The organism is Flavobacterium paronense (assembly GCF_030409795.1).
Taxonomy (GTDB): Bacteria; Bacteroidota; Bacteroidia; order Flavobacteriales; family Flavobacteriaceae; genus Flavobacterium; species Flavobacterium paronense.
On the sequence record NZ_JAUFQN010000019.1, the window covers coordinates 2,988,532 to 3,003,225 of the forward strand.

Here is a 14,694-nt window from a genome sequence, read left to right on the forward strand (position 1 = left end):
AAACCCAAAAAACAAAAAAAATGTAAGAAAAGTTTTTTTTTTTGTAAATTTATTTTCTTACTTTTGAATTAATAAAGATTCTATAAGTTCATAAAATAAAATACCACAATAGTTTTTTATGAACGCTCAGTTTGCTTTTTTAAAAGCAAATTGATTATAAACCAAAAAAAGGATTGGCTTAGTAGTTATAAAACCTCTGTGAAATCATAGTGAGGTTGCGTGTATATTAATTTTAAAAAGAAAAAAATAATGAATTAAAGTATCAAACCAAAAAAAGAGAAAGCCACTACGGTATGTAGTAGCTCTCACAGCCAAAAAAACAATTTCTCACAAAAGTTTAATTTAACATTTCAAAAATATGAAAAAACAACATTTTATTACTCATTTAATTGCATAAACATTATGAAAACCGTAAAATCAATTTGTATCGCACTTTTTTTATTTACTATTTCTTCAAACGCTCAAATCAATAAAGGAAATTGGATGGTTGGGGGATATGCAAACTTTAGCAACACTTCTTATGAGTCTAAAAACCCTGATGGGAGTACTAATAAAGGCAAAGCTAGTGGTATAAACGTCTCTCCTACAATTGGGTATTTTCTAGCAAATAATTTTGCTTGTGGATTGTCTGGAAATTTTGTTTTATCAATACCAGAACAAGGGAATAATGTAACCAGTTATGGTCTAGGCCCTTTTTTTAGGTACTATTTTTTAAAACCAGAGAAAACTATAAATATTTTATCTCAAGTGGGTTATTATTATGGTACTAGTTCTAATGATTCAAAATATAACAACTATAATTTTAAAGTTGGACCAGTTATTTATTTTAATAATAGTGTTGGTTTAGAATTAACTATAGATTATAGTGTTTCTAAAAGTTCAAATCAATTTAGTCAAAATACTTTTAATTCGTTAAATATTGGTTTTGGTTTTCAAATACATTTAGAAAAATAACCATTAAAAATACAAATAAAATGAAAAATATAATAAAATTAACAATATTACTTGCATTGTTTGTGAGTAAAAGTTACGCACAAGTAACAACAACAATAGATCAAGTTTTTGTAAATAATCAAACGACAGTAACTAGTTGTAATACTATTAATTTTGGAACTACTCAAAACAACAGCCTTATTTTTTATTACACCTTAACCAAAAGTGGTGCAATAGGTGATGGAACTATAACAATATATTTAAAGTATTCCTCTTCGTCGAATCCAACCCTAAAAACACAACTGAATATTCCTAGCTCATTTTGGTCGCCAACCCAATACCAATCAACGATACCTTGTAACATAGGTGAAAATGAAGTTCAAGTATCGGGTAGTTCAATATATCTTGAATTCTCTAGTGGAGGATCAAATTACAAAACTATTTGTGAATATCCCATTATTAAAACACCAACACCTACTTTTACACTTTCTCCAACATCAATTAATGTAGGTTGTGGTTCTACTTCTCCTGTTACTTTTTCAGTTACTAACGTTTACAGTTCTCCGGGAACGCTAACCTATAATTGGAGTGTAGGAAGTGGTTGGTCTGGCTCATATAATTCTAGTATGAGTTCAATAACACTCACACCAACTTCTTATCCGCCAGGAAGTATTTCCGTGACTCCAGTTTTAAATAGTATTTCACAGCCTACAAAGACTTGTAATGTTAGTTTATCACTTTTTACACAAACAGCAGCTATAATTTCGGGAGCAAATTCTATTTGCACACCAGCTACATCTGGGGTTTATAGTATCTCTAATCAAGGTACCAATACAGTGACTTGGTCATCATCAAATACGGCCATAGCTACAGTGAGTGCAACAACCGGAACAAGTATTACCGTAAACAAAGTGACTAATGGTACTTTTAATCTTATAGCAAGAATAACAAATGCTTGCAATCAGTATCTTGATGTAATCAAAAGCATTCGAATTGGTAGTGGTCCAAGTTTTAATGTTACCAAAGTGGCTAATACTGGAGGTTATGATTTAGCTATTGTAAATGTTCCGTCTACAGAAAATCAAGGAATAACTTCAGCTACATGGGTCAAAACATCAGGAAATGGAACTATTACGGGTTATGGTTTGACTGGTGAAGCTCATGGTTCTCCAACATCTGCATGGACAGTTACAGCCAACATCACAGCAACAAACGATTGTGGTTCTACAACCATTTCAAAAACATATAGCTCTGCTGGGGATGGGACACATAAAATGAGTATTGTACCAACTAAATACAACATTTATATATTAGATGATGTAACCGATTCAGAAACCAAAAGCAGCACCAACGATATTCAAATAAAAACAGCGGCATTATTTGATTTAAATGGATTGAAAATTCAAGAATTTAAATCAAATTATTTTGATGTATCAACTATAAAAAAAGGGGTATACATCTTAAAAGTAGAAACTAATGATGAACTTATCACTTCAAAAATTGTGGTTAAATAAAAATTTGGATTATTAATTAGTTAAAGCAGTTTTGGTTTTCCTAAAGCTGCTTTTTATTATAAGTTACAATGTTAAGAAGACATAGAAAATCATGTTTTTGTGATAACCAATTCTACTCTTCTATCATAATCGGCACCTTTACCAAGCGGCACGGTATTTCCATAACCCTTGAAAGTCATGCGGTCTTTGGCTATTTTTTTAAATAGTAAATATTTATAAACCGATTCGGCCCTATTTACAGACAATTGACGTTTTCTCGTGTCTAAATCAATGGCTTCTTTTTGATACGGCGGCGTGCAGCAAACATGGCCCTGAATTTCAAATTGAAGGTTTTTATATTTAATTAACAAGCGAGAAATTTTATCCAATTCTGTTTTCGATTTAAAAGGTAATTTGCTGCTTCCTCTTTCAAATAAAATGTTATCCAAATAGATGTGATCACCAATAATGTGGTGTTTTTGAACCGTATTGTAAAAACCGGGAATTTCAATTTTCGGTAATGGTTTCAAGTGAACCACAACATCGACACGACGATTTTTCGAGCGTTTTTCAGGAAGGTTTTCTACGATATCATCTTCAATCAAAATTCGTCCTTTACCTTCAATAGTTACAATGATTTTACTTTTAATTCCGTTTTCAATGAATTTGTCCTGAATGGCATTCGCCCGTTTTGTAGAAAGCTTAAAGTTATAGGCATCTTTTCCAACATCGTCTGTATAACCAAAAATTTGAATGTCTTCAATTCGAGTTGAATCTGTTTTTTTTATGAAATCAATGGCTTCATTTACTTCTTTTTCATTCAATGTAAATTTATCAAATTCAAAATAAACAGAATGAACAACTTCTTCTTGCGCATGAAGAATACCAAAAACCAAAAACGGTAAAAGCTTTAGAAATTTCATATTAAATCTTCAAAATCGAATTATATTGTGACTTGTCGTTTAACACTTCAACACTTTTCTTAATCTCAAAATTATTTTTGATATAATATTGATATAATCCTTCTTTGTATTGGTATCTTTTAATGATTTCATCCAGAATTAAATTCTTAATTTCTTTCTGATTCTTGTCAATTAAAGTTTCTTCACTTTTTTCTAATGCAGTCAACAATTGTTGGTATTCTGACGCAATAGCTGTATCAACATTTTCTTTCTTGGCTTTTTCTAAAGTGTTTTTCAAGGCGATTTCAGTTTCTGTGTCAAAAGCTATTTTTTCTCTTTTCAGAAAAGCTTTAAAATCAGCAATATCAGCATCAGTAATCGTTGGAATTTTATCGCCAAGTGTTGGATTTTTGTAATAGTAGTTAGTAACATAATTAAAAATTCCATCATTTTTCTGCAATGATTCCGCAATAGCACTTGTTTTTGTGTTTTCTAAAACTACGTCGGGTAAAATTCCGCCGCCATCATAAACCGTTCTTCCTTTTTTGGTTTTGAAAGCGTTATAATTTTTCTCTTCAACTCGTATAGCTTTTCCGTTTTTATCTTTATGGGCATAATTAAGTGCTTGAATACATCTTCCGGACGGCGTATAATATTTTGAAATGGTAACTTTTACCTGAGTTCCATAAGTCATATCAAAAGGTCTTTGCACTAATCCTTTTCCGAAACTTCTACTTCCAACAATAACAGCTCTGTCCAAATCCTGCAAAGCACCGGAAACAATTTCAGAGGCCGAAGCACTTTTTCCGTCTACAATAACAACTAACGGAATTTCGGTATCAACCGGATCGCGATTCGTTTTGTTTGTGTTGTTGTATTTAGAATTTTTAGATTTTGTAGTTACTATAGTTTCGCCTTTTGGCACAAAAAGATTACAGATATTTACGGCTTCATTCAACAATCCACCTGGATTTCCGCGTAAATCTAAAATGATTTGTTTGGCACCGTCGTCTTTCAGTTTTTCCAACGCTTCTTTAGTTTCAGATGAAGCTTTGGCATTGAATTGTGATAAGACGATATAACCGGTTTTGTCGTCAACCATTCCGTAAAAAGGAACCGCTTTTACAGCCACTTCATCCAGAATTAATTGCGTGCTCATTGGTTTTCCTTGGCGCAAGTATTTGATGTCAATTTTAGTCCCTTTGGCACCTTTCACCAATTGAGAAGCATCGTCTTTAAAATCGGCTAAAAGAACATCTCCAATTTGGGTAATTTCATCGCCAGCTTTTAATCCGGCTTTGTCGGCTGGAAAACCTTTGTAGGGTTCTTTAACGATAAGTTTGTCTTCTTTACGGGTAATCATAGCGCCAATTCCGGTATATTCTCCGGTATTGTTTATTTTGAATTTGATTACATCTTGTTCGTTGAAAAAATTGGTATACGGATCTAAATCAGCCAGCATACTTTTAATGGCTTTATCCATTAATTCAGCCGGATTGGTTTCGTCAACGTAGTTTTGATTGACGGTTTTGTATAGCGTGGTGAAGATTTCAATCTGTTTGGAAATTTCAAAGAAATCGTCTTTAAAACTAACTCCAACAAAGAGAAACACACCCAAAATTGCTGGAATAAAATATCTTTTTTTAATTTTCGATAACATGGTTTCCTATTTTAATCTAATTAGGTTTAATTCCTTGAAGTAGTACTTCTGTTTTTTTTTGCCACAGATTCACAGATTAAAAAAAGATTTTCGAAAATCTGTGAATCTATGGCAATCATTTTATTATTAACTCTGGGAAATCCTTGAGCTAGTTTATCAAGTGAACGAATATAGTAAATAACTTCAAAATGAATTAGTTTTCCTTTTTTTCTTCTTGATTGATTTTGATGAACTTTTCAAAAAGCTGAATTGTCTTTTGGTTTATTTCCTGATAAGATAATTTTTCTTTGGTTTGATAAAAAAACATAAAGCAATATTTTGCCTCTACATTTTCCGCCAAAATTTGTTTATTCAACCGATACGATTCTCTTAAAACACGCTTAAAATAATTTCGATCAACAGCATTTTTAAAATATTTTTTGGATACCGAAACGCCCATTTTTATGGGGATATCTTCTTCAAAATCATGTTTTACATAAACCAAACGCAACGGATATTTACTCACTGATTTACCTTTGGAAAATAGTAAATCAATAATTTTTTTGCTTTTAAGTTTTTCGGTTTTTGGATAGGAGAAATCCATTGCTACTTTGCGTAGATATTGTAAACAAATTTCACTTCGTTGTAAGTAACGTATAACTGCACTCTATTATTTTCTTTTTTCTTGGTAATGACTAAAATATTGCACTTCGAAAATTTATTATCTACACATTCAAACGGAACAATGTTTACTTCATCATTATCGGTAATTTCACCATAAGCTTTGATTTTGAATGACTGAACTTCAGAAGAATTAATTGTAATTAAATCTTTCTTAGCATCAAGCGTAATCAAAACTCTAGCATCAACAAAATCAGACCATTCGTTCCAATTTCCGTCATCTTTTTTATCAGTAAAACTCACGCTACTAGTTTGAAAACGAATAGGCTGTGCAGAAGTTTTTTGCGTTCCGAAGTTTAAAACAATTAAAAAGAAAAAGACATTTAGGTATTTCATAGTGAAAAATATTTGCTGTAAATCTACAAATTCTATTCTAAAAAAAGACAACCTTATTGGCGCTTTCAATTTACTTCACTTCGTAAAAATTATTCTCTCTTTTCACATCCGCCATTAAACCACTTGAGTCAATAGTTATTTTTTTGATGAAAGTTTTTGCTTTTGGAATTTCAAAGAAATAATTTGGGTTAGCCCAAGGCCAGTCTGACAGAATGGTTCGTTTAACTTCAGGAGTTGGGTTTTCTTTTTCAAAACTCATCATTCGCAACGGAATATAAAAACTTTCTTTTGTACCGTCGGTATATTCTACCATAATATCTATTGGCATTGGCGTTCTGCCAATTCTTTCTAAAGAAACGCCTGTTCTTTGTACACCGTCAGTGGCGCCTTCTACATTTTTAATTCCGTAATCAATAGTGTTCAAAGTTTGTGTCCAATCCGTTAAATACCAATCGAGGTTTGCACCCGAAACACGTTCCGCGGTTCTTTTAATATCATTTGGTGTTGGATGTTTGAACTTGAAATCCTGAAAATATTTTTTTAAAGTTTTCATCAAATTTTCTTTTCCAATTAAATATTCTAATTGAGTCAAGAAAATTTCCCCTTTGCTGTAAGCAGAAATGCTATATGACCTGTTCTCATCATAACGGTCACCATGTGTGGTCTGGGGCAACTCTTTTCCAGAAGTTACTAAAAAACAATAGGCTTTATAAGCAGCTTCAAAAGGGTTTTTATTCTTCTTTTCGGTCATTTCGTTGAGTGCCAAATCTTCAATATAGGATGTAAATCCTTCATCCATCCAGGAATGTTTACTTTCATTAGAAGCCAAAACATGCTGAAACCAAGAATGTCCCAACTCGTGAGTCGCAACGCCAAAAAGTCCTTCCATCGAGCCTTCTCCAAGTATCAAAGTACACATTGCATATTCCATACCGCCATCGCCACCTTGAATAAATGAATACTGCTTGTATGGATAATTACCAACGGTTTTATTGTAAAAATCCATTACTCTAATCATTCTTGGCTCTAGCTTCTTCCAATTGTCAATGATTTTCGGATTGTTTTTGTATAAAAAATGAAGGTCAACATCGTTTGGTCCTTTCACTACATCATGAAGATAATTTTTGTCTGCAGCCCAAGTAAAGTCATGTAAATTAGGTGCGATAAAATGCCAAGTTAGCGTTTTTGATTTTGAATCTTTTTTGACAACTTTTCCTTGGTCTTCATAGCCAAAACCAATTTCGTTTTTGTTTTCCAAATAGCCGGTTCCGCCAAGAATATAATTTTTATCGATCGTAATTTTTACATCAAAATCACCCCAAACACCGTGAAATTCTCGGGCAATATATGGGTCGGCATGCCAACCTTCAAAATCAAATTCGGCTATCTTTGGATACCATTGTGCCATGGAAAGTTCAACACCTTCGGAATTGTTTCTACCCGAACGTCGAATCTGAACTGGAACTTGTCCGTCAAAATCTAAAGTGAATGTTGTTGATTTTCCCGGAAGAAGCGGTTGCGCTAATGTAACTTCGAGAATAGTGCTAACCTCTTTTGCAATGGTAGAAACACCATCTTGCTTGAAATTCGAAATTTTTAAATAACCGATTTCGTTTGGTTGTAGTTTAGCAATTCGACTTTCTTTAATTTCTTTACCATCAGCCGATTTAATTTTGTTCATAAACCTGGCATCTGGATCGACAATGGTTTGAGCACGCATGTCCATTTCACTTCCTGGTTGAAACGCGTTATTGTACAAATGATAATATACACGACGTAAGGTGTCCGAAGAATTATTGGTATAAACCAGTTTTTGTTTCCCTTTGTATTGATAGGTTTTCACATCCATCGATACTTCCATAGTGTAAGCTGCTTTTTGTTGCCAATAGCCTTTAGACTGAGCAAAAACAGACGTAAAACTTAGTAAAATAAAACCTAATAAAAGTTTAGTATTCATTGGAATAAAATAAAAAAAGGAAGGTTTTACGCTTCCTTTTAGGTTATAATTTTGGCGAGTTCTTCAGAGAGTTTGACATTTCTTCAGCCATTTTTAATGCATTGTAAGCATTTACTATTTTACCGGAAACCGAAGTATCTGCGAAAGGGATTTTAATTCGTTTTTCATCAACCAAGACTTCAAGATTCAAAGATGTTCCCGATTGCATTAAAATTTGTTTTACCTGAGCAGCTTTCAAATTTGGATAATACTCACGTATTAAAGTGGCAACTCCAGCAGCATTTGGCGAAGCCATAGATGTCCCTTGTAAGTATTTGTATTTATTATCAGGTATGGTTGCATAGATTTTAACTCCAGGAGCATAAACATCAACATTTCTTTTCCCATAGTTTGAGAATTTGGCAATTACCTTTTCACCATATTCATAATTCAGAGCGCCAACAGTCAAAACATTATCTGAAATTTCCGCACCATTTACTACATCTGTTGGAAAATTCGGTTCAGTGTCAATATCTTTTGCATCATTTCCTGCTGCATGAACGATTAGCACATCTTTGCTTGCTGCATATTTTATCGCATCGTAAACCCATTGTGCATGTGGCGAAAAGTCTTTTCCAAAACTTCCATTAATTACTTTGGCACCATTATCAACAGCATAACGAATAGCTAAAGCAATATCTTTGTCATATTCATCTCCATTTGGCACTGCGCGAACAGGCATGATTTCTACATTATCTGCAACGCCATCACCACCAATTCCGTTATCTCTTCCTTGTGCAATTATACCCGCAACGTGCGTTCCGTGAAGCGAATCTTTACGGTTTTTAGAATAGACCACATTATTGCCATATTTTTTGTTGTTTATGTCTTCAGGATTGTCGCCTACTAATTTTCTTGGGTTAAAATCTTTGTTAAGATTATAATCTATTTGGTCATACACATAATCTTTATAAGATTGTAAATCATCGTGAAAAGAATCGCCTTTTTGATTTGCATAAGAAAGCATGATTCTTTTTGCATCGTAAAGTTCAAATTTTACCGAAGGCATATCTTTTAGTTCCGAAACGGTGTAATTATCTTTTTTTAGAGCTTCGCGAATTGCTTTATCCGCTTTAAGCAAAACATCAACATTTTCTTTTAAATCATTCGCATCCGCAAGTTTTGCTGTATAATCAGCCAAAGCATTTTTATAGACTTGAGAACCATCATCTGCTTTTTTCAAAACACGTGTCATTTCAAGGTTTTCATTATTTGAATCACCTAAAAAATTCCAACCATGAACATCATCAATGAATCCGTTTTTATCGTCGTCTTTTTTGTTATTTGGAATTTCTTTTTTATTGGTCCAAATAACAGCTTTTAAATCTTCCTGATTAATATCAACCCCAGAATCTACAACGGCGACAATTACTTTAGTACTTTTTTTGTTTTTCAATAATTCTGTGTAAGTTTTATCCACACTCATTCCCGGAATAGAATCTTTTTCTAAATCAAGATGACTCCAACGTTTTAATTGTTGCTCTGTTAAAGGTGATTTTTTAGTAAATGGTTGGGAAGTTTCTTGTGCAAATAGTGTCAATGAAAACATTGAAATAAGCAATAATTGTAAACCTTTCATAGTTTATTTATTTTGAGATTTATGAGTTGGTGTAAAAATAAAATGTTTTGTTACAGCATCAGAAATGATTAACACTATGTTAAGATATCTTCACAACGGAAAATTTCTTTTAGGCGAATACCTTTTTCGGTATTTTCAACAGTGATAATTTGGTTATGAGCATCATGTTCTAGCCATAGGTAGTAATTATTTTCAACCGCGGAATGCAAAAACTTCGCTTTTTCAGGCATTGTTAAAAGCGGTCGTGTGTCATAACCCATAACATAAGGTAAAGGTAAATGTCCGGCAGTTGGAATCAAATCAGCACAAAAAACGATGGTTTTATCTTGGTATTGAATGTGTGGCAACATCATTTTTTCGGTGTGGCCGTTAACATAAAAAATGCCAAAACCCAGTGCTGTTGAAATACCAAAATCGCCTTCAGGTCTTTTGATAAAATTCAAATGACCGCTTTCCAGCATCGGCAAAATATTTTCCGAAAGGAAAGAGGCTTTTTCTCGAGCATTTGGTTTTGTTGCCCATTCCCAATGGTCTTCATTAGTCCAATAGTTAGCATTTTTGAAAGCAACTTCATAACCTGTTCTGTCTTTGTTCCAATTCACACTTCCGCCACAATGGTCAAAATGTAAATGCGTCATAAAAACATCGGTCACATCATCGCGATGGAAACCATATTTAGCTAAAGAACCATCAAGAGAATGTGTTCCCCAAAGCGAATAATAACCAAAAAATTTTTCCGATTGTTTGTTTCCCATTCCGGTATCAATCAAAATCAATCGGTTGCCATCTTCAATTAACATACATCTTGCAGCAATATCGATAAGATTATTTTCATCAGCTGGATTGGTTTTATTCCAAATGCTCTTGGGTACAACGCCAAACATTGCACCACCATCGAGTTTAAAATTTCCAGCCTCTATTGGATAAATTTTCATTTTTTAATGTTTTTACAAATTTATAGAATTAAAAATCAATTTTCTCTATTCATTCATTCGTTATAAAAATGTTACAGTTACTTGAAAAAAAGGATATTTATAGTAACTTTGCGCATTATTTAGACAAAATTAAAATAAGCCATGAAATGAGTATTAGTAAATATTCAATTGAATTGAATGTTTATATGCGAATTACATTTCACCTACTTAAAAACAAATAATAACAAGGTTATGATTAAAGTTTCTAATGATGCTAGTAAAAAAATCGTTTCGATGATGCAGGAAGACGGTTTTGATGCTGCCAAAGATTACGTTCGAGTAGGCGTAAAAAGTGGTGGCTGCTCAGGTTTGTCGTATGAATTAAAATTCGATAAAGAACTGGGCGAAAATGACAAAGTTTTTGAAGATAATAATGTAAAAATAGCTGTAGAGAAAAAATCGTTTTTGTATTTAGCAGGAACCATTTTAGAATTCTCAGGTGGATTAAACGGAAAAGGATTTGTATTCAACAATCCGAATGCATCTAGAACTTGCGGATGCGGAGAATCGTTTTCTCTATAAAACTAAACAAACAAAATGGCAAAATATACCGAAGACGATCTAAAAGTTGAACTCGAAAGTAAAGAATACGAGTACGGGTTTTATACTGACATTGAGTCGGAAACGTTTCCAATTGGATTAAACGAAGACATCGTCCGTGCTATTTCTTTGAAAAAAGAAGAACCACAATGGATGACCGATTGGCGTATCGAAGCTTTCCGTGCCTGGCAGGAAATGATTGAGCCAAATTGGGCCAATGTTCATTATGAAAAGCCAGACTTTCAGGCAATTTCTTATTATTCGGCACCTAAAAAAGTTGATCCAAATAAAACATTAGATGATGTTGATCCGGAGCTTTTAGAAATGTATAAAAAACTTGGAATTTCATTAGACGAACAGAAAAAGATGAATAATATCGCTATGGATATTGTGGTTGATTCAGTTTCTGTGGCTACGACTTTCAAAAAAACACTCAACGAAAAGGGAATTATTTTCTGTTCGATATCAGAAGCCATTAAAGAATATCCTGAATTAGTTAGAAAACATTTAGGAACCGTTGTCCCTCAAAAAGATAATTTTTATGCTGCTTTAAATTCGGCTGTTTTTTCAGACGGTTCATTCTGTTATATTCCAAAAGGTGTTCGCTGCCCAATGGAACTTTCGACCTATTTCCGTATCAATCAGGCAGGAACGGGACAATTTGAAAGAACGCTTTTAATTGCTGACGAAGGCAGTTATGTTTCGTATCTAGAAGGTTGTACAGCGCCAAGCCGTGATGAAAACCAATTGCACGCTGCGGTTGTAGAATTAATTGCTTTGGATGGTGCCGAAATCAAATATTCTACCGTTCAAAACTGGTATCCCGGAAACAAAGAAGGCAAAGGCGGCGTTTTCAATTTCGTAACCAAAAGAGGTTTGTGTGAGAAAAACGCAAAAATTTCATGGACACAAGTAGAGACCGGTTCGGCAATTACATGGAAATATCCTTCGGTTATTTTGAAAGGCGATAATTCAATAGGTGAATTTTATTCAATTGCAGTTACCAATAATTTTCAACAGGCAGATACAGGAACGAAGATGATTCATTTGGGTAAAAATTCCAAATCCACTATTATTTCTAAAGGAATTTCAGCAGGAAAATCAAACAATAGTTATCGAGGGTTGGTTCAAATTGGAGCCAGAGCTGATAATGCCCGTAACTTTTCACAATGCGACTCGTTGCTGATGGGAAATAATTGTGGTGCACATACTTTTCCGTATATCGAAAGTAAAAATTCATCTGCTATAATCGAACATGAAGCAACAACATCCAAAATCGGTGAAGACCAGGTTTTTTATTGTAATCAGCGAGGCATTCCAACCGAAAAAGCCATTGCCTTAATCGTAAACGGTTTCAGCAAAGATGTATTGAATAAGTTGCCAATGGAATTTGCTGTCGAAGCACAAAAATTACTCGAAATCTCACTAGAAGGTTCCGTAGGATAATCATAAATCAGAACAAAATACATTCAAAAAATGTTAAGCATAAAAAATTTACACGCTTCGGTTGAAGACAAAGAAATATTAAGAGGAATAAATCTTCAGGTAAATGCTGGAGAAGTTCACGCAATCATGGGACCAAACGGTGCCGGAAAAAGCACATTAGCTTCCATCATTGCCGGAAATGAAAAGTATGAGGTTTCAGAGGGCGAAATCCTTTTGGAAGGCGAAGATATTTCAGAACTAGCTCCGGAAGAAAGAGCACACAAAGGCGTTTTTCTTTCATTCCAATATCCTGTTGAAATTCCGGGTGTTTCGGTAACGAACTTCATGAAAACAGCTATCAACGAAAGTCGAAAAGCCAATGGAAAAGAAGAAATGCCGGCGAATGAAATGTTGAAATTAATACGTGAGAAATCAGAATTATTAGAAATCGATAGAAAGTTTTTGTCTCGTTCGTTAAACGAAGGTTTTTCAGGTGGAGAAAAGAAACGTAATGAGATTTTTCAAATGGCAATGCTGGAGCCAAAACTAGCAATCCTTGACGAAACTGATTCTGGTTTGGATATTGATGCCTTAAGAATTGTTGCCAACGGAGTAAATAAACTAAAAAGCAAAGACAATGCTGTGGTTGTAATCACTCATTACCAGCGTTTGTTGGATTATATCGTTCCGGATTTCGTTCACGTTCTTATGGATGGGAAAATCGTAAAATCAGGCGGAAAAGAACTGGCTTACGAATTAGAAGAAAAAGGATATGACTGGATTAAAGCGGAATTAGAAGTTTAAAAAAGTTTTCTGTTTTCAGTTCTCTGTTAAAAACACTAACCGACAACTGACAACTGACAACCGACAACAAAAAACATGGAATTTAAAGATAAATTAATCTCGTCTTTTATGGCGTTCGAAGAGAGCATCGATGTGAACAATGCGTTGCATGATGTTCGGACTTTGGCTATAAAAAACTTTGAAAATAAAGGCTTCCCAACCAAAAAAGAGGAAGCTTGGAAATACACTTCGCTGAACGCTATTCTAAAAAATGACTATTCTGTGTTTCCTAAACATGAAAATGCGATAGAATTTAAAGAGGTTAAGAAATTTTTTCTGCACGAAATAGACACTCATAAAGTCATTTTTGTTGATGGTAAATTCTCTTCCTTTTTATCGGCAACTACTCACGATGGTTTAGATGTTTGCTTGATGTCATCGGCATTGAACAAGCCAAAATACAAAATGGTAATTGATGAATATTTCAACAAAATTGCCAGTAAAGATGAAAGCCTGACTACACTAAATACAGCTTTCGCAAATGAAGGAGCATACATTAACATCCCGAAAAGTAAGGTTGTAGAAAAACCTATTGAAATTATTTATTTCTCGACTGGAGTTGAAAATGCTTTGATGGTTCAGCCAAGAAATCTGGTAATTGTTGGAGAAAATGCACACGTTCAAATCATAGAAAGACATCAATCGTTGAATGAAAATCCGGTACTAACTAATTCGGTTACTGAAATTTTTGCACAAAAACGAGCTATTGTAGATTACTACAAAGTTCAAAACGATTTACAATCGGCAAGCTTAATAGACAACACTTATATTTCTCAAAAACAAGAAAGCCGAGTTTCAGTTCATACCTTTTCTTTTGGTGGAAACATCACAAGAAACAATCTGAATTTTTACCATTTTGGCGAAAGAATTGATTCGACTTTAAAAGGAATTACCATCATTGGCGATAAGCAACATGTTGATCATTACACTTTGGTAAATCATGCAACACCAAACTGCGAAAGTCACCAGAACTACAAAACGATTTTAGCCGACAGTTCAACCGGAGTTTTCAACGGAAAGATTTTTGTAGAAAAAGAAGCGCAAAAGACAGATGCTTTTCAGCAAAACAATAATATTTTATTAGGCGATAAAGCTACAATTAACGCCAAACCACAGTTGGAAATTTTTGCCGATGACGTAAAATGTTCCCACGGATGCACCATCGGGCAATTAGACGAAAACGCAATGTTTTACATGCAGCAACGTGGAATTCCGAAAAAAGAAGCGAAAGCCTTATTGATGTATGCGTTCAGTAACGAAGTCATCGAAAGCATCAAAATACCGGAACTCAAAAAGCGAATTACCAAAATCATAGCTACAAAATTGGGTGTGAATTTAGGATTTGATTTATAA

Annotated in this window: 13 protein-coding genes; 6 read left to right on the forward strand and 7 right to left on the reverse strand. The window is 33.8% G+C overall.

The window, feature by feature from the left end; genetic code table 11:
• Window positions 1-402 precede the first annotated feature (402 nt).
• Both QWY90_RS14265 and QWY90_RS14270 read left to right on the forward strand, forming a co-directional pair.
• Window positions 403-954 (forward strand): hypothetical protein, encoded by a 552-nt coding sequence (locus QWY90_RS14265; RefSeq protein ID WP_290286717.1) that lies wholly within the window; start codon window positions 403-405, stop codon window positions 952-954.
• Window positions 955-974: 20 nt separating this feature from the next.
• Window positions 975-2,447 (forward strand): T9SS type A sorting domain-containing protein, encoded by a 1,473-nt coding sequence (locus tag QWY90_RS14270; protein ID WP_290286718.1) that lies wholly within the window; start codon window positions 975-977, stop codon window positions 2,445-2,447.
• Window positions 2,448-2,536: 89 nt separating this feature from the next.
• Here the strand turns inward: QWY90_RS14270 and QWY90_RS14275 are convergent, their stop codons facing one another.
• From QWY90_RS14275 to QWY90_RS14305, 7 genes are all read right to left on the reverse strand, one after another.
• The gene (locus QWY90_RS14275) at window positions 2,537-3,349 is read right to left on the reverse strand and encodes an OmpA family protein (RefSeq protein ID WP_290286720.1); all 813 of its coding nucleotides are present in this window, start codon (window positions 3,347-3,349) and stop codon (window positions 2,537-2,539) included.
• A 1-nt stretch (window position 3,350) separates the two neighbouring features.
• Window positions 3,351-4,988 (reverse strand): S41 family peptidase, encoded by a 1,638-nt coding sequence (locus tag QWY90_RS14280; protein WP_290286721.1) that lies wholly within the window; start codon window positions 4,986-4,988, stop codon window positions 3,351-3,353.
• Between the two features lie 193 nt (window positions 4,989-5,181).
• Complete coding sequence (rnpA, locus tag QWY90_RS14285; protein ID WP_290286722.1) at window positions 5,182-5,571, reverse strand: ribonuclease P protein component; 390 nt, start codon at window positions 5,569-5,571, stop codon at window positions 5,182-5,184.
• A gap of 2 nt (window positions 5,572-5,573) precedes the next feature.
• Window positions 5,574-5,984, reverse strand: a complete 411-nt coding sequence (locus QWY90_RS14290) for a hypothetical protein (protein WP_290286723.1) — start codon at window positions 5,982-5,984, stop codon at window positions 5,574-5,576.
• Window positions 5,985-6,054: 70 nt separating this feature from the next.
• Window positions 6,055-7,941 (reverse strand): M1 family metallopeptidase, encoded by a 1,887-nt coding sequence (locus QWY90_RS14295; RefSeq protein ID WP_290286724.1) that lies wholly within the window; start codon window positions 7,939-7,941, stop codon window positions 6,055-6,057.
• Between the two features lie 43 nt (window positions 7,942-7,984).
• Window positions 7,985-9,559 (reverse strand): S8 family peptidase, encoded by a 1,575-nt coding sequence (locus QWY90_RS14300; RefSeq protein WP_290286726.1) that lies wholly within the window; start codon window positions 9,557-9,559, stop codon window positions 7,985-7,987.
• Between the two features lie 74 nt (window positions 9,560-9,633).
• Entirely contained in the window at window positions 9,634-10,494 is an 861-nt protein-coding gene (locus tag QWY90_RS14305; RefSeq protein ID WP_290286727.1) for an MBL fold metallo-hydrolase, read from the reverse strand.
• Between the two features lie 231 nt (window positions 10,495-10,725).
• On the opposite strand from QWY90_RS14305, the gene QWY90_RS14310 reads away from it, so the two are divergent.
• The 4 genes from QWY90_RS14310 to sufD all read left to right on the forward strand — a co-directional run bounded on the left by QWY90_RS14310 (window position 10,726) and on the right by sufD (window position 14,694).
• The gene (locus QWY90_RS14310) at window positions 10,726-11,055 is read left to right on the forward strand and encodes a HesB/IscA family protein (RefSeq protein WP_290286729.1); all 330 of its coding nucleotides are present in this window, start codon (window positions 10,726-10,728) and stop codon (window positions 11,053-11,055) included.
• Between the two features lie 15 nt (window positions 11,056-11,070).
• Window positions 11,071-12,519, forward strand: a complete 1,449-nt coding sequence (gene sufB, locus QWY90_RS14315) for a Fe-S cluster assembly protein SufB (RefSeq protein WP_290286730.1) — start codon at window positions 11,071-11,073, stop codon at window positions 12,517-12,519.
• A 30-nt stretch (window positions 12,520-12,549) separates the two neighbouring features.
• On the forward strand, window positions 12,550-13,302 hold the full coding sequence (sufC, locus tag QWY90_RS14320; RefSeq protein ID WP_290286731.1) for a Fe-S cluster assembly ATPase SufC: 753 nt from the start codon (window positions 12,550-12,552) through the stop codon (window positions 13,300-13,302).
• A gap of 75 nt (window positions 13,303-13,377) precedes the next feature.
• On the forward strand, window positions 13,378-14,694 hold the full coding sequence (gene sufD / locus QWY90_RS14325; RefSeq protein ID WP_290286732.1) for a Fe-S cluster assembly protein SufD: 1,317 nt from the start codon (window positions 13,378-13,380) through the stop codon (window positions 14,692-14,694).